Source organism: Serratia sp. Ag1 (genome assembly GCF_000743355.1).
GTDB lineage: Bacteria > Pseudomonadota > Gammaproteobacteria > Enterobacterales > Enterobacteriaceae > Chania.
The window spans coordinates 130,784-150,115 of sequence record NZ_JQEI01000009.1 but is presented as its reverse complement, the minus strand read 5'-3'; the positions used below and the strand labels follow the sequence as shown (position 1 = coordinate 150,115).

The 19,332-nt window shown below is 50.7% G+C and carries 16 protein-coding genes; 12 read left to right on the top strand and 4 right to left on the bottom strand.

What is annotated here, in order from left to right; translation table 11 throughout:
* Positions 1 to 29 precede the first annotated feature (29 nt).
* Both IV04_RS05850 and IV04_RS05845 read left to right on the top strand, forming a co-directional pair.
* Entirely contained in the window at positions 30 to 725 is a 696-nt protein-coding gene (locus IV04_RS05850) for an oligogalacturonate-specific porin KdgM family protein (protein ID WP_037402454.1), read from the top strand.
* Between the two features lie 975 nt (positions 726 to 1,700).
* Positions 1,701 to 2,225, top strand: coding sequence for a fimbrial protein (locus IV04_RS05845; RefSeq protein WP_037402451.1), 525 nt, complete (start codon positions 1,701 to 1,703; stop codon positions 2,223 to 2,225).
* 90 nt (positions 2,226 to 2,315) lie between these two features.
* On the opposite strand, the gene pta is transcribed toward IV04_RS05845, so the two are convergent.
* Together pta and ackA are read right to left on the bottom strand one after the other, a co-directional pair.
* Positions 2,316 to 4,475 (bottom strand): phosphate acetyltransferase, encoded by a 2,160-nt coding sequence (gene pta / locus IV04_RS05840; protein ID WP_037402449.1) that lies wholly within the window; start codon positions 4,473 to 4,475, stop codon positions 2,316 to 2,318.
* Between the two features lie 101 nt (positions 4,476 to 4,576).
* Positions 4,577 to 5,779, bottom strand: coding sequence for an acetate kinase (ackA, locus tag IV04_RS05835; protein ID WP_037402448.1), 1,203 nt, complete (start codon positions 5,777 to 5,779; stop codon positions 4,577 to 4,579).
* 354 nt (positions 5,780 to 6,133) lie between these two features.
* Between ackA and yfbV the strand changes: the two genes are divergently transcribed.
* From yfbV to IV04_RS05815, 4 genes are all read left to right on the top strand, one after another.
* Positions 6,134 to 6,589 carry a terminus macrodomain insulation protein YfbV gene (yfbV, locus tag IV04_RS05830; protein ID WP_037402446.1) on the top strand — a complete coding sequence of 152 codons (456 nt, stop codon included), beginning with the start codon at positions 6,134 to 6,136 and terminating at the stop codon, positions 6,587 to 6,589.
* A gap of 158 nt (positions 6,590 to 6,747) precedes the next feature.
* Positions 6,748 to 7,242 (top strand): YfbU family protein, encoded by a 495-nt coding sequence (locus IV04_RS05825; protein ID WP_037402444.1) that lies wholly within the window; start codon positions 6,748 to 6,750, stop codon positions 7,240 to 7,242.
* Between the two features lie 55 nt (positions 7,243 to 7,297).
* On the top strand, positions 7,298 to 7,951 hold the full coding sequence (locus IV04_RS05820; RefSeq protein ID WP_037402442.1) for a sugar phosphatase: 654 nt from the start codon (positions 7,298 to 7,300) through the stop codon (positions 7,949 to 7,951).
* A 93-nt stretch (positions 7,952 to 8,044) separates the two neighbouring features.
* Complete coding sequence (locus tag IV04_RS05815; RefSeq protein ID WP_037402440.1) at positions 8,045 to 9,880, top strand: SLC13 family permease; 1,836 nt, start codon at positions 8,045 to 8,047, stop codon at positions 9,878 to 9,880.
* Positions 9,881 to 9,972: 92 nt separating this feature from the next.
* Here IV04_RS05815 and yfbR read toward each other — a convergent pair whose 3' ends face one another.
* Together yfbR and IV04_RS05805 are read right to left on the bottom strand one after the other, a co-directional pair.
* The gene (gene yfbR, locus IV04_RS05810; RefSeq protein ID WP_037402438.1) at positions 9,973 to 10,572 is read right to left on the bottom strand and encodes a 5'-deoxynucleotidase; all 600 of its coding nucleotides are present in this window, start codon (positions 10,570 to 10,572) and stop codon (positions 9,973 to 9,975) included.
* 117 nt (positions 10,573 to 10,689) lie between these two features.
* Complete coding sequence (locus tag IV04_RS05805; RefSeq protein WP_037402436.1) at positions 10,690 to 11,904, bottom strand: pyridoxal phosphate-dependent aminotransferase; 1,215 nt, start codon at positions 11,902 to 11,904, stop codon at positions 10,690 to 10,692.
* An 831-nt stretch (positions 11,905 to 12,735) separates the two neighbouring features.
* Between IV04_RS05805 and lrhA the strand changes: the two genes are divergently transcribed.
* The 6 genes from lrhA to nuoF all read left to right on the top strand — a co-directional run bounded on the left by lrhA (position 12,736) and on the right by nuoF (position 19,285).
* Positions 12,736 to 13,671, top strand: coding sequence for a transcriptional regulator LrhA (gene lrhA, locus IV04_RS05800; RefSeq protein WP_037402434.1), 936 nt, complete (start codon positions 12,736 to 12,738; stop codon positions 13,669 to 13,671).
* Between the two features lie 703 nt (positions 13,672 to 14,374).
* Complete coding sequence (locus IV04_RS05795) at positions 14,375 to 14,815, top strand: NADH-quinone oxidoreductase subunit A (protein ID WP_037402432.1); 441 nt, start codon at positions 14,375 to 14,377, stop codon at positions 14,813 to 14,815.
* A 15-nt stretch (positions 14,816 to 14,830) separates the two neighbouring features.
* Positions 14,831 to 15,505, top strand: a complete 675-nt coding sequence (locus tag IV04_RS05790; protein ID WP_037402431.1) for an NADH-quinone oxidoreductase subunit B family protein — start codon at positions 14,831 to 14,833, stop codon at positions 15,503 to 15,505.
* 98 nt (positions 15,506 to 15,603) lie between these two features.
* On the top strand, positions 15,604 to 17,400 hold the full coding sequence (gene nuoC, locus IV04_RS05785) for an NADH-quinone oxidoreductase subunit C/D (protein WP_037402430.1): 1,797 nt from the start codon (positions 15,604 to 15,606) through the stop codon (positions 17,398 to 17,400).
* A 32-nt stretch (positions 17,401 to 17,432) separates the two neighbouring features.
* Positions 17,433 to 17,936, top strand: a complete 504-nt coding sequence (gene nuoE / locus IV04_RS05780; RefSeq protein ID WP_037402619.1) for an NADH-quinone oxidoreductase subunit NuoE — start codon at positions 17,433 to 17,435, stop codon at positions 17,934 to 17,936.
* Positions 17,933 to 19,285 carry an NADH-quinone oxidoreductase subunit NuoF gene (gene nuoF, locus IV04_RS05775; RefSeq protein WP_037402428.1) on the top strand — a complete coding sequence of 451 codons (1,353 nt, stop codon included), beginning with the start codon at positions 17,933 to 17,935 and terminating at the stop codon, positions 19,283 to 19,285. Before nuoE ends, nuoF begins: the two co-directional genes overlap by 4 nt.
* Positions 19,286 to 19,332: the final 47 nt, after the last annotated feature.

Sequence of the window (19,332 nt, the reverse complement as noted above, 5' to 3'; positions counted from 1 at the left end):
TAATTAAATTATAAAGGATGGGAAATGTAATGAAATTAAAATTATTAACTCTGGTGATGACTTCAGTAATCAGCCTCAGTGCCGCTGCGGTAACAATTGATTATCGACATGAATTTATGGATACCGGTAAAGGCGATCATAAAGATCGTTTACTGATGTCACATCGCTTTGCGAATGGGTTTGGTTTATCTTTAGAAGCGAAATGGCGTCAGGATCCTTCAGATGACACACCGAATAAACTTTACCATGAGCAGGTGAGTAACGGCACTGAAGTGGTCGCCAGCTATCAGCAAAACCTGACGGATGAGTTTTCTTTGCAGCCAGGTTTCTCGCTGGAGTCTAACAGTAACAATAATGGTTACCGCCCCTTCTTGCGTGCGCAATATAATCTGACTAAAGAGCTTTATGTTGCCGCCAGATATCGTTATGAATATAAGCGTACTACCTCAAAAGGTTCTGATGCGGATGAGAAAACCAACCGTGGTGATTTTTGGTTAGGTTATACCTTCCTCAAGGACTGGCAGGCAGAATATAACTATGTCTATAAGAATAGTAACAAGGTTATCTTCGATGATGGTAAAACCGACTACGAACATAACGTAAAACTGGCTTATAAGTGGGATAAAAACTGGAAGCCTTATATTGAAGTCGGTAACGTGAAGCAAGACAGCCTGCACGATAACCGTCAGACTCGTTATCGCATGGGTGTATCTTACAGTTTCTAATCAGGGTCGTTATTATTGCTTATACCCAAAATAATTCGAGTTGCTTGTAGGCGGCCAGCAGCGGAGGCCCCAGGAGCATAGCGTACTATGTGACTGGGGCGACGGTGCGCAGCCAACACCCAAGCAACTTGAAGTATGATGGGTATAGATGCTGAAAAGCATCAGGCACTTTCCCGGTGTTGTCCTTTTGGCACAACACCGGGAACCCCCATTCCTGCCACGCTATACCCATCATACTTCAAATTGCATGTGCACTGGTTGCCTTACTGGCCGATCAAGGGGTTACTGCTTCTCTGTTGCTGTTTCACTCAGGTCAACGGCCAAAATTGTCCGCTCTAATGAATACCACCGCCTTGATGCTGGCAAAGAGTGGTGAGATATAATCTTAAAATGATCAGAAAAGTGTGCCACTGCGATGTGGGAATTGGACGTTTTTAACGCAATAAAATGGGTTAAATATGACTTATTCTTGATTTTAATGCAGGATGTTTCTCGTTTAATTCTTTATTTAATCTTATTTAAAAAATTAATTACTTAAAATACAATTTATTAGGTTATTTTTTTTGTTTTACTTAATTAAGAGATAATTAGCAATTTGTGATGAGGATAAGCGCTTACAAATAGTTAGCTGAACCTTTACATTAAACTGCTTTTAACTAAAATGTGGCTCGTAAGATTAGTTGAGGCATTACTGATGGGTTCATGACGATCAGCAGCAGCGTTTTTAAGATTAAAGGCCATAGTTCTTCAGGCATTGGTTCAGCGTGATTGTTTTATTCTGGTGCTTCTGTATCCAGATTGTTCTATCTGCTCATTCTAAAACCTGTTTCCCTCCTAATAATAATATATGTGTCTTGAGATTCTTAGGCTAACGCTGAAATAAGATGTCTCATGCAACTTGTCTGATGCTGCAAGTAAAATAGCATTAATTGTATATAGGGCAATTTATACCCATAGGATATGGAGTTTCGAATAGTGAAAAAAATTTTTTGTGTTACAGCCTTGGTTGCTGCAAGTTTGGGTCTGTCTACCAGTGCATTTGCTGCAGATGGTCAAGTGAAGTTTGAAGGGAAACTCACGACCGAAGCTTGTCAGGTTGTTAACAATATGAGCAATCCAGCGGAAGTACAGCTCGGGAAAGTGGGTTACACCGCTTTTAAAGGGGTTGGTACAACGGCGAGTGCTACCAGCTTCGTTTTGACGCTGAAAGATTGCCCACCAACGGTGAACAATGCTTTCGTAAAATTTGATGGCACTTCAGCAACCAGCGATAACAGTTCATTGGCTCTGACCACTGGTGCTGATGTAGCCACTGGGGTTGCTGTGCAAATTTCTGATGCATCAAGCAATGTGTTGCCTTTGCGTGTGAGCTCACAGGCCTACGCGTTGGGTGCGGGTGATAATGATCTGAAGTTCGTTGCTCGCTATGTTGCAATCGCGGACACCGTGACTCCAGGTTCAGCGAATGCGGTAACAACTTTCGATATCACTTATAACTAATAGTGTTCTGAAGTTTAAATCAAACGGCCCGTTATTAAACGGGCCGTTTGTGTTTCCGTCTGTAGATCAAGAGGCCATCGGGATGTCCCGCTAGGCTTTCTCTGCCAGAGCATCAGCCTGAGCAGACTGAATGGCCGTCAAGGCTACGGTATAGACGATGTCATCCACCAGTGCGCCACGTGACAGGTCGTTTACCGGCTTGCGCATACCTTGCAGCATTGGCCCGATAGACACCAGATCGGCAGAACGCTGTACCGCTTTATAGGTGGTGTTACCGGTGTTCAGATCCGGGAAAATGAACACGGTGGCTTTGCCCGCCACTGGCGAGTTAGGCGCTTTGGATTTCGCAACATCCGCCATAATCGCTGCATCGTATTGCAATGGACCATCGATAATCAGGTCTGGGCGCTTCTCCTGTGCCAAGCGAGTCGCTTCACGCACTTTCTCAACGTCGCTGCCTGCACCTGAATTGCCGGTGGAATAAGAGATCATCGCCACGCGCGGTTCGATACCGAATGCAGCCGCAGAATCCGCAGACTGGATAGCGATCTCAGCAAGTTGTTCAGCGGTTGGGTCTGGGTTGATCGCACAGTCGCCGTAAACCAGGACCTGATCCGGCAACAGCATGAAGAACACCGAAGAAACCAGTGAGCTGCCCGGAGCAGTTTTGATCAACTGCAACGGTGGGCGGATAGTATTGGCGGTGGTATGCACTGCGCCGGAGACCAGGCCGTCAACTTCGCCTTTTTCCAGCATCAGGGTGCCGAGAACCACGTTGTCTTCCAGTTGCTCACGGGCTACCACTTCGGTCATGCCTTTGCTCTTACGCAATTCAACCAGGCGTGGCACGTATTTTTCACGTACGGCAACCGGATCGACGATCTCAATCCCTTGGCCCAACTCTACGCCTTGCGCAGCCGCTACGCGCTTGATCTCATCTGGATTGCCCAGTAGCACGCATTCTGCGATGCCGCGTGCAGCACAGATTGCTGCCGCTTTTACGGTACGTGGCTCATCGCCTTCTGGCAGCACAATGCGCTTGCCTGCTTTACGCGCCAGTTCTGTCAATTCATAGCGGAATGCTGGTGGTGACAGACGGCGTGAACGCTCAGAAGTGGCGGTCAATGACTCGATCCACTCGGCGTTGATATGGCTTGCCACGTAGTTTTGCACTTGCTCAATGCGCTGGTGGTCATCTGCGGGGACTTCAAGGTTGAAGCTCTGCAGGCTCAGTGAGGTCTGCCAGGTGTTGGTGTCGACCATAAATACCGGCAGGCCGGTTTGGAAGGCACGTTCACAGAGCTTTTTGATCGACCCATCGATTTCGTAGCCGCCGGTCAGCAACAGAGCACCGATTTCTACACCGTTCATCGCCGCCAGACAGGCAGAAACCAACACGTCAGGACGATCGGCAGAGGTCACCAGCAATGAGCCCGGGCGGAAGTGTTCCAGCATATGTGGAATGCTGCGCGCGCAGAAAGTCACGGATTTCACCCGACGGGTCATGATGTCGCCTTCGTTGATCACGCGTGCTTTCAAGTGGCGAGCCATATCAATAGCCCGGGTTGCAATCAGATCGAAGCTCCATGGTACGCAGCCCAAGACCGGGAGTGGGCTGTTGGCAAACAGATGCGCAGGATCGACGTTGGCAACGCTGGCCTTGGTAGAGTCATCAAAGATTTCTGACAGATCCGGGCGGGTGCGGCCCTGATCGTCTACCGGTGCGTTCAGCTTGTTGATGATGACGCCGGTAATGTTCTTGTTCTTGCTGCCGCCGAAGCTGCTGCGGGCCAGTTCGATACGTTCTTTCAACTGGGCTGGAGAGTCGTTACCCAGCGCCAGAACAAAGACGATTTCTGCATTCAGGGTTTTAGCGATTTCGAAGTTCAGCGCGCTGGCAAACTGGTGCTTACGGGTTGGCACTAAGCCTTCGATCAGCACCACTTCCGCGTCTTTGGTGTTGGCGTGGTAACGCGCCACGATCTCTTCCATCAGCACATCCTGCTGGTTGGAGCTCAACAGGCCTTCCACGTAGCTCATGCGCAAGGGTTCGGCGGTAGGGATAGTGGAGTTGCTGCGGATGATGGTGGTGGTCTGGTCGAGAGTATCACCGCCGGTACGCGGTTGAGCAATCGGCTTGAATACGCTCAGACGAACGCCTTTTTGCTCCATGGAGCGGATGACACCCAAGCTGACGCTGGTCAGGCCAACGCTGGTGCCGGTGGGGATCAACATAATTGTACGTGACACAGAATAGTCCTCTCACGGTTTTTTCAGTCTGCGGTTAAACGCGCAGGCAAATCTTGGCACTGAAACAACACCGCCAGCCTGGGCTGACGGTGTTGGGGGGATTAAGCGGTCAAGCGGGCCGCATCTTGGGCAATCACTAACTCTTCGTTGGTTGGGATCACCAGTGCCGGGCGGCTACCGTCTTTGGCGATGTTACCGGATTTGCCAAAACGGGCGGCCAGGTTACGTTCGTGGTCGATCTCAAAGCCCAGCAGGCCCAGTTTATCCAGCGTCAACTCACGTACCAGCGCAGCGTTTTCACCGATGCCGCCGGTAAAGATCACCGCATCCAGGCGGCCTTCCATCAAAGCGCTGTAAGCCCCGATATATTTGGCCAGACGGTGGCAGAATACGTCCATCGCGCGCTTGGCATCGGCTTTGGTGGCGTAGTTGTCTTCGACATAACGGCAGTCGCTGGTGACTTCGGTCAGGCCCAGCAGGCCAGACTCTTTGGTCAGCATCTTGTTGATCTGGTCAACGCTCATGCCCAGAGAATCATGCAGATGGAAGATGATGGCCGGATCGATGTCACCGCTGCGGGTACCCATCACCAAGCCTTCCAGCGGGGTCAACCCCATGGAGGTATCAACACATTTGCCGTTGCGTACCGCACTGACGGAACCGCCGTTACCCAAGTGGCAGGTAATCACGTTCACTTCGTCAACTGGCTTGTTCAGCACCTTCGCGGCTTCCTGTGTGACATAGAAGTGGCTGGTGCCGTGGGCACCATAGCGACGCACACCGTGGTCACGGTACAGGCTGTACGGCAGGGCGTACAGGTAAGACTCTTCCGGCATGGTCTGATGGAACGCCGTGTCGAATACCGCCACGTTTTTATCAGCCAGATTCGGGAAGGATTTCAGGGCTTCAGCGATACCGATCAGGTGAGCTGGGTTATGCAGTGGTGCAAAGGGTACGGAATCTTTGATACCCTGCAGGACTTCGTCGTTGATCACGGCAGAAGCAGTGAACTTCTCGCCGCCATGCACGATGCGGTGGCCGATAGCGGTCAACTGGGCGGAAAGCTCTGGTTTTTGTGCCAGAATAGTATTAACAATGAAGTTCAGTGCTTCGCTGTGCGCAGCACCGGCACCCAGTGCCGCTTCTTGTTTGCTACCGTCCATTTTCCATTTGATTCGGGCTTCTGGAAGGTGGAAACATTCGGCAAGGCCAGAGAGATATTCTTCACCGTTGGCTGCATCAATGATAGCGAATTTGAGGGAAGAACTGCCGCAGTTAAGAACCAGTACTAGCTTACTCGACATGGAAGTACCTACTTATAGTTCGTGTTGTTGTGAACCCAGAACACGTGGTGAATAAATCGTCAAACAAACATCAAGCGTAGCGCATAATGGCGTTGACATTTATGATTAGCATCATGTCAGTGACAGAAAATACATGATGATAAAAAAAACCGATGATTTCTCTGCGGTTTAAGTAAATTTGCTTTTAAATGGGCAGAAAGTTGACAGATTTTGCGCCATCTTCTACCGGCCAAAAGGCCGGCTTAGGATACCGACAGCCCGTGGCAAACACAAAATAAATTTAAAGCTTCAACTTTTTTGTTGGTGTGTTTGTGAAAATATTTCATTTCTTGATACGTGACGTTGAGGTACGCAATGACGAGCAAGCCATCCGGTTCCGTGAGTTGGTTCCAGATATTCCAACGCGGGCAGCATTACATGAAAACCTGGCCTGCAGAAAAACGGCTGGCACCGATGTTCCCTGAGAATCGCACTGTGCGTGCCACCCGTTTTGCTATTCGCTTTATGCCGCCATTGGCGATCTTTACTCTGGCCTGGCAGGTTGCCCTTGGTGGCCAGCTTGGCCCAGCCATTGCGACCGCACTGTTTGCCTGCAGCATGCCGATGCAGGGGCTATGGTGGCTGGGGCGCCGTTCGGTCACGCCGTTGCCGCCGAGCCTATTGCAGTGGTTCCATGAAGTGCGCAATAAACTGGCAGAGGCCGGGCAGGCGTTAGCGCCAATAGAAGGGGTTCCCACCTATCAGGCTCTGGCGGATGTGTTAAAGCGTGCTTTCAAGCAGTTGGATAAAACCTTCCTTGACGATCTCTGATCAGGCTACCGGGTTGCGATCATCATCCGAAACCCGGTGGGTTAAAGCCCATCTCCATGATAACCCCGGTTCAAATCAAAGAAGGTGCGAGTTGTGGTTCCACGCCGCAATAGACTCGTGCGATGCTCTCGCCAATTGGCAGAACTGAGGAACCTGAAATGGAAATGACTAATGCCCAACGTTTGATTCTCTCGAATCAGTACAAAATGATGACGATGCTCGATCCGGATAACGCAGAGCGTTATCGTCGATTGCAGACTATTATCGAACGTGGTTTTGGTTTACAGATGCGTGAGCTCGATCGTGATTTTGGTGAGATGAGTGAAGAAGTCTGTCGTACCATCATCAATATTATGGAAATGCATCATGCGCTGCAGGTGTCTTGGGAGAACCTGAAAGACCGGCAGGAGCTTGATGTTCGTCGCTTGGCCTTCCTCGGCTTTGATGCAGCCACCGAAGCACGCTACCTGAGCTATGTGCGCTTTCTGGTCAGCACAGAAGGGCGGTATACGCATTTTGACTCCGGCAGCCATGGCTTCAATGCTCAAACCAAAATGTGGGAAAAGTATCAGCGTATGCTGGCAATTTGGCTGTCATGCCCACGTCAATACCATTTGAGCGCCGTTGAGATTGCGCAAATCATTAATGCCTGATGATGATTGGCAACTCGCATTATTCAGGCTATGCCGGAGAGAGAAGAGGTTTTCTGTGGAATGTAAGGGTTTTCTGTTCGACCTTGATGGAACATTAGTGGATTCATTGCCCGCAGTGGAACGTGCCTGGACTCACTGGGCTAAGCGTCATGGTATCAGCCCGCAGGAAGTGTTGGCTTTTATTCATGGTAAACAGGCGATTACGTCGCTGCGCCATTTTATGCCCGGGGCGACTGAGGCGGCGATCCAGCAGGAGTTTGACTTGCTGGAGCAGAGGGAGGCGCAGGATACTGATGGCGTGAAAGCGCTGCCGGGCGCGGTGGCTCTGTTGGAGCGGCTCAATGCGTTGGGCATTCCCTGGGCGATAGTCACCTCGGGTTCAATGCCGGTAGCCAGCGCGCGGCGTCAGGCTGGCGGTTTACCACAGCCAGACGTATTTATCACCGCAGAACTGGTGAAACGGGGGAAACCACAGCCGGACGCTTATCTGTTAGGCGCGGAGCGTTTGGGGTTGGCTCCGCAGGCCTGTGTGGTGGTGGAAGATGCATCTGCCGGGATACTTTCCGGTTTGGCGGCTGGCTGCCAGGTGATTGCCGTTAACGCTCCTGCGGAAACACCAAAACTTGATCAGGTGGATCTGAGGCTCTCTTCGCTGACGCAGATTCGGGTCGATAAGTTATCGTCAGGCGCAAGTATCGAACTTATCTAGTCTATTTTTTACCTCAAATTGATTAGACCCCGCATTGACGGGGTTTTTTTATGCTAGTTTTTAAGGCCTGGATCACTGCAGGATGAGGCCGTTTTGAACAGCGAATTACTCTGGGTTTTAATTTTACTGTTGATAGCCATTGTGCTGTTTACGACCAACAAGCTGCGCATGGATGTGGTGGCTTTATTGGTGATTATCGCGTTTGTGCTGAGTGGTACTCTGACGCTGCAAGAGGCCACTGCGGGTTTTAGCGATCCTAACGTGATTTTGATCGCCGCTCTGTTTGTGATTGGTGAGGGCCTGGTACGCACCGGCGTGGCTTATCAGGTGGGTGATTGGCTGGTGAAAGTGGCGGGCAGCAGTGAAACCAAAATGTTGGCGCTGTTAATGTTCACCGTCGCTGGGTTGGGGGCATTTATGAGCTCCACCGGGGTGGTGGCGATCTTCATCCCGGTTGTGCTCAGCGTGGCGGTACGCATGCAAATCTCACCGGGGCGGTTGATGATGCCGCTCAGCTTTGCCGGGCTTATCAGCGGTATGATGACGCTGGTGGCCACGCCGCCGAACATGGTAGTCAATAGCGAATTGGTACGAGAGGGGCTGGTGGGTTTCGGTTTCTTCGGTGTCACGCCAATCGGCCTGATTGTGCTGTTGATGGGAGTGGCTTATATGCTGATTGCCCGTCGCTGGCTTGGCAACAGCGGCAGTGCCAAAAATGTTAAGTCCGCCTGGCAGCGCCGCACGTTTCGCGATCTGATCCGTGACTATAAGTTAGCCGGGCGCGCCCGTCGCCTGGCGGTGCGTAGTGGTTCACCGCTGATTGGCCGCTCGCTGGATGAATTACATCTGCGTGCCCGCTACGGTGCCAACGTCATTGGCATCGAGCGTTGGAAACGCTTCCGGCGTGTGATGATCAGCGCTTTTGGCAGCACGGAACTGCGTGAAGGGGATGTGTTGCTGATTGATATGTCGGGTTGCGACATCGATTTACGCCAGTTTTGTGGTGAACAACTCTTGGAGCCGATGATTCTGCGCGGTGAATACTTCTCAGAACAAGCACGCAACGTGGGGATGGCGGAAGTGTCGTTAATTCCTGATTCAGCCTTGTTGGGTAAATGTGTGCGTGATGCGGCGTTCCGCAGCCGTTACGATCTGAACGTTGTGGGGATTCGCCGCAACGGCAAAACGCTGGCAGGTAAACTGGTCGATGAACCCCTGACGTTGGGGGATATCCTGTTGGTGATCGGTGACTGGAAAGCCATTCGTCAGTTACAGGCCAAAACCCATGATTTTATCGTCCTGAATTTGCCTGCGGAAGTGGATGAGGTAGCACCGGCCATCACTCAGGCACCGCATGCGTTGTTCTGCCTGGCCCTGATGGTGGCGATGATGCTGACCGATGAAATCCCGAACCCGATTGCGGCTTTGATTGCCTGCCTGCTGATGGGGCGTTTCCGCTGTATTGATATGGAAAGCGCGTATAAAGCCATTCATTGGCCAAGTATTATTTTGATCGTTGGGATGATGCCCTTTGCCCAGGCACTGCAGAAAACCGGCGGTGTGGATTTGATTGTGCAAGGGCTGATGGATATCGCTGGTGATGCTGGGCCACGCGTGATGCTGGTGTGCCTGTTTGTGCTCTGTGCCACGATTGGGCTGTTTATCTCTAATACCGCTACAGCGGTATTAATGGCCCCTATTGCCATTGCGGCGGCGCATAAAATGGGAGTTTCGCCTTATCCGTTTGCCATGATTATTGCTATTGCGGCCTCTGCGGCTTTTATGACGCCTGTATCATCACCGGTAAATACTTTGGTATTGGGGCCAGGGAATTACAAGTTTGGCGATTTTGTTCGTATCGGTGTGCCGTTCACGGTGATGGTGATGATCGTCAGTGTGCTGGTGGTGCCGTGGTTATATGCGATTTAGTTTTATGGGTGACACTTCAAGATGCAGTTGCTCGCCCTCGGGGCGTTCAGTGGCTGCCTCTTGAAGTCATTTTGGGAAGCGGATTGTGCGGATTACAACGGGGAATCAATACTGATTTCATCTAACGACAGACTGAAGCTGGGAATAAAGACTTCCATAAAATAGTCCATTTCCGGGCTTTTACGCAGTTGTAACGTTTTCTCCAGGCGTGCTTTTGCCGAGGTAAACTCGTTATTTCCTGCAGACAACTCCTCCAGGCATTTAAGATAGGCGCATAGCGCATCAGCCTGTTTTACCAGATTTTTCTCATCCTCACTGTAATAGTGTTCATCCAGAATTGAACGAAAGTCGTTCTGTAATTCTTTAGGAATCATCTCAAGTAATTTTTGTTGTGCGATCTTTTCGATTTTTTTGTATTCGTGGGCGATCTGCGGATTGTAATACTTGATGGGTGTAGGCATATCGCCGGTCAATACTTCACTGGCATCGTGATACATCGCCAGCAACGCTACGCGCTCGGCGTTGAGATTGCCGTTAAATTTGCGGTTCTTAATTACTGCCAGAGCGTGGGCAACAAACGCGACTTGCAGGCTATGCTCCGAAACGTTTTCGGTACGCACGTTGCGCATCAGCGGCCAGCGACTTATCAGTTTTAAACGAGAAAGGTGGGCAAAGAAATGGCTCTGGATCATGATGCTCTCTTTTAGATAACCGCAGGTGAGGCCATTATTGTGAGCAGTAGCGCCGGGTTATGCAAACCCAGTTGTGCGATATGGGCACGGTGCAATGGCGCACGGTGCCCGTAAAAATCACTGATGGTAGGTTTCGAGGAAACGCCCCAGTTTGCCTACGGCCATTTCCAGTTCATCTACCCGCGGCAAGGTAACGATACGGACGTGGTCAGGGTAAGGCCAGTTGAAGGCGCTGCCTTGCACTAACAGGACTTTCTCTTGCAGCAGCAGGTCCAGCACCATTTTCTGGTCGTCGCGGATATTAAAGCGTTTAGCATCAATACGCGGGAACATATACAGCGCCCCCTGAGGTTTCACGCAGGAAACGCCAGGGATATCATTCAGCAGTTCCCAGGTACGGTTACGTTGCTCATACAAGCGACCGCCGGGTTGAATAAATTCGCTGATGCTTTGATACCCGCCGAGCGCCGTTTGGATCGCGTGTTGCATTGGCACGTTGGCACAAAGGCGCATGGATGCCAGCATTTCCAACCCTTCAATATAGCCCTTGGCGTGTTTTTTCGGCCCGTTAAGCACCATCCAGCCCTGGCGGAAACCGGCCACGCGATAGGTTTTAGACAAGCCGTTGAAGGTGACGGTCAACAAGTCTGGTGCCAGCGCAGCAATCGAGTGGTGTTCGGCGTCGTCGTAAAGAATTTTGTCGTAAATCTCATCAGCAAAGATGATCAGGTTGTGCTGACGAGCGATCTCGACGATTTGCTCCAGCAACTCTTTGCTGTAGACCGCACCAGTCGGGTTATTGGGGTTGATGATCACAATACCACGGGTGCGTGGCGTGATTTTGCTGCGGATGTCATCCAGATCCGGGAACCAGCCGGATTCTTCGTCGCAGATATAGTGCACCGCTTTGCCGCTGGAGAGCGAGACCGCCGCCGTCCACAATGGGTAATCCGGGGCCGGTACCAGCATTTCGTCGCCAATATTAAGCAACGCCTGCATGGACTGCACGATCAGTTCAGAAACACCATTACCAATGTAGATATCCTCAACGGTCACATCACGCATGTTACGTGCCTGATAGTGCTGCATGATCGCCTTACGCGCTGAAAAAAGCCCTTTAGAATCGCAATAGCCCTGTGCCGTTGGGAGGTTGCGTATCACATCGACGAGAATTTCATCAGGGGCATCAAAGCCGAAAGGCGCAGGGTTGCCGATGTTCAGTTTGAGGACTTTGTTGCCTTCTTCTTCAAGACGTTTAGCTTCTTTGAGCACTGGGCCGCGAATGTCATAGCAGACGTTGTCCAGTTTGCTGGATTTCTCAATGGGGGACATAGAAAGTTGAGCCTTTTGCTAGGATGGGAGATGATCCAACCGTGGAACACCACAACCTGCTCAATGTACTCCTGGTGTTGCTGATTTTGAAGGGTTATGCATGCCTTTGGTGCAAATGAACGACCAAACTGGTGATTTTAGCGACGATGAGTCTTTCCTAATAAATAAATCAGAATTTAATTCTTTTAAAATTGTTTTTTATGGAATTTAAGTTCGCTTCAGGTGAGGTGGTGTCAAGTTCGCTACTGCATACTCCTTTTACAGCCTATTCTTGGCAGAACGTAGAATATGACTAAAATTGTAAAAAAATGATAATGGAAGAATTATCTTATGGCCGGTTTTTGGCGGTAATACGACACTTCGTAGTACAGTTAAATTTGTATTAAAGAAACTTCAGTAATCCACTTAAGGACTTTTTAAGTAAAATCGTATATTATTTAATAATAAAAAATATTACTGATTGAATTTATTAAATTCACTACTAAATGTACCTAATGATACACAAAAAGGAGGAACCTATTGAGCAAAAAGTAGCTATGTGAACGTATGATCTGGCCTGTCTAGTTCCGCATGAACGGTGAGAAAAGGCGATGATTTGTGCACGGCTATTCTATAGTTAAACACTTTTCGTCGTAACTTTGCTTTGTATCAATAAGCTATTGCGATAGATCATGGATAAAAAGCGATAGAGATAACGAAATATAAGTAATTTTTTTGCCCTCCTCTAATGAGTGGGTTACTGTCATGTCTGGCGCTTGCCCTTTTTAGCAGTGCCATAGAAATACACCAGGGTAGTTTGTAAATTAGAATTTAAAAAGTGAAGAAAACACTATGATAAATGCAAATCGTCCGATACTTAATCTCGACCTCGATCTGCTAAGGACCTTTGTTGCTGTTGCTGATTTGAATACTTTTGCGGCGGCTGCAGTCGCCGTTTGCCGTACACAATCAGCCGTCAGTCAACAAATGCAGCGGTTAGAGCAACTGGTAGGCAAAGAGTTATTTGCTCGCCATGGACGCAATAAATTATTGACCGAACACGGTATTCAGCTTCTCAGCTATGCCAGGAAAATCCTGCGTTTTAACGATGAAGCCTGTACCTCATTGATGTACAACAATATCAAAGGGACTCTGACGATCGGGGCTTCTGATGATACTGCGGATACCATCCTGCCTTTCCTGCTTAATCGAGTGACGTCGGTTTACCCAAAACTGGCCATTGATGTGCGGATCAAACGTAGTACGTCCATGATCGACATGCTGAAAAACGGCGAAGTAGATCTGGCGATCACGACTGTTGATACCGAAGGCTATCCTCACATTGTCCTGCGCACATCGCCCACGCTGTGGTATTGCTCGGCGGATTATCATTTCCAGGCCGGGGAACCTATTCCGCTGGTGTTGTTAGATGAGCCCAGCCCATTCCGGGCGATGGCGATCAAGCACCTGGATGCGGCCGGTATTCCTTGGCGTATTGCCTATGTGGCCTCAACGCTTTCTGCCGTGCGTGCGGCATGTAAAGCGGGATTGGGGATTACCGCACGGCCTATCGAGATGATGAGCCCCGATCTGCGGGTTCTGGGGGAGATAGAGGGTTTACCAGCACTGCCCGATACCCAGTATGCACTGTGTAAAGATATTAAGTGCGAAAACGAGCTGGCCATGGCGATTTTCAGCGCGGTGCAAAACGGTAACGAAACTTACCGTTTCAGCGATGAATTTGTTACCGCCGATGGGTCTTGTTTAGCTGACGGTGAAGAAGAGTAAGTATAATCGGGATAAATGATGAAAAACCTCTGCTTCGGCGGAGGTTTTTTTTACCGGTTAATGGGTAAAATGGTTATTTATGTTCACTTCCTCGCATTTACTAAGTGAACGCGTTATTTATCTGACTATTCCTTGTTGATAGATCCGGCTTGGGGGGCAATAAATACTCTTTGTTTGTTTTTTATACAGAAATAACAAGCAGTAAAACTCTGGAGTTAGCAGGAACGTTTTGATACTTTAATGCGGTCATTTTTTAGCTTAAATTGAAAAAAATTGTTAAAGCCTCTCACTTTTTTTGAGGTTTTCTGTCCAAAACGTGTCTTGGATCAAAAAAATACCCCTAGGTAGTGAGTGGAACAACAGGGAAATCCTGAGAGAATGGTATAGTAAAACTGAAATATGCACGTTGGTTTATAATTATCGGTTTCTATACGGCGTTTGACTGACACGATTTAGCCTAAGCTAGCGCATCATATGTTAATCAAATGGCGCGTATGTAAATTAATGTGTAGATTCTTTTGTCGAAGTTGACAAAAGGTTATAGAAAGGAGTAAAAAGCCCACAGTAAAAATGCTGCCTAACTCTCTGTAAAAGCAGTGTGTTTGTGTGGTCGTTTATCCTTCCCTTAAATCGATGTGGTGCACTAACTGCCAGTAACAAGAGCAGAGCGATTGACGCCACTTTTGATGAGTAAGCATAGAGTATGTCAACAACCACTGAAGTTATCGCTCATCACTGGGCGCTCGCCGTATTTCTTGTCATGGCTGTCGGGCTTTGCGGCTTCATGCTGCTGGGCGCGTTTTTCTTGGGTGGGAGAGCCCGGGCTCGCGCTAAAAATACCCCCTATGAGTCCGGGATCGACTCGGTCGGTTCTGCACGGATGCGCCTTTCCGCCAAGTTCTATCTCGTCGCCATGTTCTTCGTTATTTTCGATGTTGAAGCCTTATATCTTTATGCCTGGTCGGTCTCTGTTCGTGAGAGCGGTTGGGTAGGCTTCATCGAAGCCGCCATTTTCATTTTGGTGTTATTGGCTGGTTTGGTGTATCTGGTGCGTATCGGCGCATTGGATTGGACTCCGGTGCGCTCCAAGCGCCAGAGCAAGCCAAGCACAATCAAAAACGCTAGCAACAGTCATCCGCAGTAACAGCGAGGCATTAAGATGGACTATACGCTCACCCGCATAGACCCGAACGGTGAGAATGACCGTTATCCCCTGCAAAAACAGGAGATCGTAGGCGATCCTCTGGAGCAGCAGGTTCACCGTACGGTTTACATGGGTAAACTCGAGCATGCGTTGCATGACATGGTGAACTGGGGGCGTAAAAACTCTCTTTGGCCGTATAACTTCGGCCTTTCGTGCTGTTATGTGGAAATGGTGACTTCGTTTACCGCCGTGCATGACGTGGCGCGCTTTGGTGCGGAAGTGTTGCGTGCCTCCCCCCGTCAGGCGGATTTCATGGTGGTTGCAGGGACCTGTTTCACCAAAATGGCCCCGGTTATTCAGCGCCTGTATGACCAGATGCTGGAGCCTAAGTGGGTTATCTCTATGGGGGCCTGTGCCAACTCCGGCGGGATGTACGATATCTATTCCGTGGTGCAGGGTGTCGATAAATTCCTGCCGGTTGATGTGTATATCCCAGGTTGCCCACCGCGCCCAGAGGCCTATATGCAGGCACTGTTGCTGCTGCAGGAATCTATTGGTAAAGAACGCCGCCCGCTGTCGTGGGTCGTTGGCGATCAGGGCGTTTACCGCGCCAATATGCAATCTGAAAAAGAGCGTAAGCACGCCGAGCGTATCGCGGTGACCAACCTGCGGACGCCTGACGAGATTTAAGTGCGCTGATATCAGCGTCAATCTCGCCGCATATGTGTGGTAACGAAAGAGCAGTTAAGCTTGCGGTAAAAATGACCATTTAATGTGGTGAAAAAATTATGACAGATTTAACGACGCCCGACGCTATGCCAGCTTGGCACACCCGCGACCATCTTGATGATCCGGTGATTGGCGAACTGCGCAACCGTTTTGGGCCGGAAGCTTTTACTGTTCAGCCCACCCGTACTGGCATGCCCGTGGTATGGATTAAACCTGGCCAGTTACTGGAAGTGATGACTTTCCTAAGAAAACAGCCTAAGCCTTATGTGATGCTGTTTGATCTGCACGGTGTTGACGAACGTCTGCGCACCCATCGCCAGGGCCTGCCTGCTGCAGATTTTTCCGTTTTCTATCATCTGATCTCGATTGAACGCAACCGTGACATCATGCTGAAAGTGGCGCTGTCTGAAAAAGACCTGCACGTGCCCACAGCGACCAAAGTGTTCCCGAATGCCAACTGGTATGAACGTGAAACTTGGGAAATGTTCGGTATTACCTTTGATGGCCATCCTCACCTGACGCGCATTATGATGCCGCAAACCTGGGAAGGTCACCCGCTGCGTAAAGATTATCCCGCGCGCGCTACCGAATTCGATCCCTTTGTGTTGACTAAACAGAAAGAAGATCTGGAAATGGAGTCGCTGAAATTCAAGCCGGAAGATTGGGGCATGAAGCGCGGTACCGAGAATGAAGACTTCATGTTCCTGAACCTCGGCCCGAACCACCCGTCTTCACACGGCGCATTCCGTATTATCTTGCAGTTGGACGGTGAAGAGATCGTCGACTGTGTGCCAGATGTGGGTTACCACCATCGTGGTGCCGAGAAGATGGGCGAGCGCCAGTCCTGGCACAGCTACATTCCGTACACTGACCGGATTGAGTATCTCGGCGGCTGCGTGAACGAAATGCCTTACGTGCTGGCGGTTGAAAAGCTGGCCGGGATCGTGGTGCCGGATCGTGTCAACACTATCCGCGTGATGTTGTCCGAACTGTTCCGCATCAATAGCCACCTGCTGTATATCAGTACCTTTATTCAGGACGTGGGCGCGATGACCCCGGTGTTCTTCGCCTTTACCGATCGCCAGAAAGTGTACGATCTGGTGGAAGCGATCACCGGTTTCCGCATGCATCCGGCCTGGTTCCGTATCGGCGGGGTAGCACACGATCTGCCGCGTGGCTGGGATCGCCTGCTGCGTGATTTCCTTGACTGGATGCCGAAGCGCCTTGATTCCTATGTCAAAGCCGCGCTGAAAAACAGCATCCTGAAAGGCCGTTCTGTCGGCGTTGCCTCTTACAACGCTAAAGAAGCGCTGGAGTGGGGCGTAACCGGTGCGGGCCTGCGTGCTACCGGTATTGAGTTTGACGTGCGTAAATGGCGCCCGTACTCCGGCTATGAAAACTTCGAGTTCGACGTTCCGGTCGGTGACGGTAACAGTGACTGTTACACCCGCGTGATGTTGAAAGTGGAAGAACTGCGCCAGAGTCTGCGTATTCTTGAGCAGTGCCTGAACAACATGCCGGAAGGCCCGTTCAAGGCCGATCACCCACTGACCACGCCGCCGCCGAAAGAGCGCACGCTGCAGCATATTGAAACGCTGATCACCCACTTCCTGCAGGTTTCCTGGGGCCCGGTGATGCCAGCCAATGAATCATTCCAGATGATTGAAGCCACGAAAGGGATCAACAGCTACTACCTGACCAGCGACGGCAGCACCATGAGCTATCGCACCCGGGTACGCACGCCAAGCTTTGCTCACTTGCAGCAAATTCCTGCGGTGATCCGTGGCAGTTTGGTCTCCGACCTGATCGTTTATCTGGGTAGTATCGATTTTGTAATGTCAGATGTGGACCGCTAACTATGCATGATCATAACGATGCACTTGAGCCGATGAATGCAGCCGCTGCCCAAAATGGCACCGATGCATTTGTGCTGAGCGCGGAAGAGCGTGATGCGATCGAGCACGAAAAGCACCATTACGAGGATCCTCGCGCAGCCTCTATTGAAGCACTGAAAATTGTGCAGAAGCAGCGTGGTTGGGTTCCGGATGGGGCGATTTATGCCATTGCTGAAGTGTTGGGCATTCCTGCCAGCGACGTAGAAGGCGTGGCCACGTTCTACAGCCAGATTTTCCGTCAGCCAGTTGGGCGCCACATAATCCGTTACTGTGACAGCGTAGTGTGTCACATCAACGGCTATCAGGGCATCCAGGCGGCACTGGAGAAGAAACTCAATATCAAGCCGGGCCAGACCACTTTCGATGGCCGCTTTACGCTGCTGCCGACCTGCTGCCTGGGCAACTGTGATAAAGGCCCAAGCATGATGATCGATGAGGATACTCACGCTCATCTGACGCCGGAAAATGCGGTCGAATTATTGGAGCGGTATAAATGATGATAGATATCAAACGTACTGCCGAAATGCACCCGCTCACCTGGCGGCTGCGCGATGACGAGCAGCCCGTCTGGCTGGATGAATACCGTAGCAAAAACGGTTATGTCGGTGCAGAGAAAGCCCTTAAAGGTTTGGCACCTGACGAAATCGTCAATCTGGTAAAAGACTCCGGGCTGAAAGGCCGTGGCGGCGCGGGCTTCTCCACCGGTTTGAAGTGGAGCCTGATGCCGAAAGACGAATCCATGAACATCCGTTACCTATTGTGTAACGCCGATGAAATGGAGCCGGGGACGTATAAAGACCGCCTGCTGATGGAGCAACTGCCGCACCTGCTGGTGGAAGGCATGTTGATCTCCGCATTCGCGCTAAAAGCTTACCGGGGCTACATCTTCCTGCGCGGTGAATATATCGAAGCGGCTGTGCATCTGCGTCGTGCGATTGCCGAGGCCACCGAAGCTGGCTGGCTGGGTAAAAATATCCAGGGCAGCGGTTTCGATTTTGAACTGATCGTTCACACTGGCGCTGGTCGTTACATCTGCGGTGAAGAAACCGCCTTGATCAACTCGCTGGAAGGCCGCCGTGCCAACCCGCGCTCCAAGCCGCCTTTCCCGGCGTCTGCTGGCGTGTGGGGCAAACCAACCTGTGTAAACAACGTCGAAACCCTGTGTAACGTGCCTGCGATTCTTGAGCACGGCGTTGACTGGTACAAAGGGATCTCTGCCGGTAAGAGTAACGACGCTGGTACCAAACTGATGGGCTTTTCTGGCCGGGTGAAAAACCCAGGCGTTTGGGAATTGCCGTTTGGTACCACCGCGCGTGAGATTCTGGAAGACTATGCCGGTGGCATGCGCGATGGCCTGAAATTCAAAGCCTGGCAGCCAGGCGGGGCCGGGACCGACTTCTTAACTGCGGATCATCTGGATCTGCCGATGGATTTCGAGAATATCGGTAAAGCCGGTAGCCGCTTGGGGACGGCATTGGCGATGGCGGTGGATCACGAAATCGGCATGGTTTCTCTGGTGCGTAACCTGGAAGAGTTCTTTGCCCGTGAATCCTGCGGTTGGTGTACGCCGTGTCGCGATGGCCTGCCGTGGAGCGTGAAGATCCTGCGTGCGTTGGAGAATGGCCAAGGTCAGCCGGGTGATATCGAAACTCTTGAGCATCTGTGCCGCTCTCTCGGCCCGGGCAAGACCTTCTGTGCTCATGCGCCAGGTGCCGTAGAGCCGCTGCAAAGCGCGATTAAATATTTCCGTGACGAGTTTGAAGCTGGCATTGCCACCCAATACTTTGGCAATACTCAGGCAATCGGCGGTATTCAGCCAAACAACTTGTTGAAGCAACGCTGGTAATCCCGCTTTGCCCGGGTGCGGTGAGCGCGCCCCGAAACACGGCCAGA

Coding starts and splice junctions, on each gene's coding strand:
- IV04_RS05790 (WP_037402431.1), top strand. CDS start 14,831: ATGGACTATACGCTCACCCGCATAGACCCGAACGGTGAGAATGACCGT.
- IV04_RS05850 (WP_037402454.1), top strand. CDS start 30: ATGAAATTAAAATTATTAACTCTGGTGATGACTTCAGTAATCAGCCTC.
- yfbV (WP_037402446.1), top strand. CDS start 6,134: ATGACGAGCAAGCCATCCGGTTCCGTGAGTTGGTTCCAGATATTCCAA.
- nuoF (WP_037402428.1), top strand. CDS start 17,933: ATGATGATAGATATCAAACGTACTGCCGAAATGCACCCGCTCACCTGG.
- IV04_RS05805 (WP_037402436.1), bottom strand. CDS start 11,904: ATGTCCCCCATTGAGAAATCCAGCAAACTGGACAACGTCTGCTATGAC.
- ackA (WP_037402448.1), bottom strand. CDS start 5,779: ATGTCGAGTAAGCTAGTACTGGTTCTTAACTGCGGCAGTTCTTCCCTC.
- IV04_RS05795 (WP_037402432.1), top strand. CDS start 14,375: ATGTCAACAACCACTGAAGTTATCGCTCATCACTGGGCGCTCGCCGTA.
- nuoE (WP_037402619.1), top strand. CDS start 17,433: ATGAATGCAGCCGCTGCCCAAAATGGCACCGATGCATTTGTGCTGAGC.
- lrhA (WP_037402434.1), top strand. CDS start 12,736: ATGATAAATGCAAATCGTCCGATACTTAATCTCGACCTCGATCTGCTA.
- nuoC (WP_037402430.1), top strand. CDS start 15,604: ATGACAGATTTAACGACGCCCGACGCTATGCCAGCTTGGCACACCCGC.
- IV04_RS05825 (WP_037402444.1), top strand. CDS start 6,748: ATGGAAATGACTAATGCCCAACGTTTGATTCTCTCGAATCAGTACAAA.
- yfbR (WP_037402438.1), bottom strand. CDS start 10,572: ATGATCCAGAGCCATTTCTTTGCCCACCTTTCTCGTTTAAAACTGATA.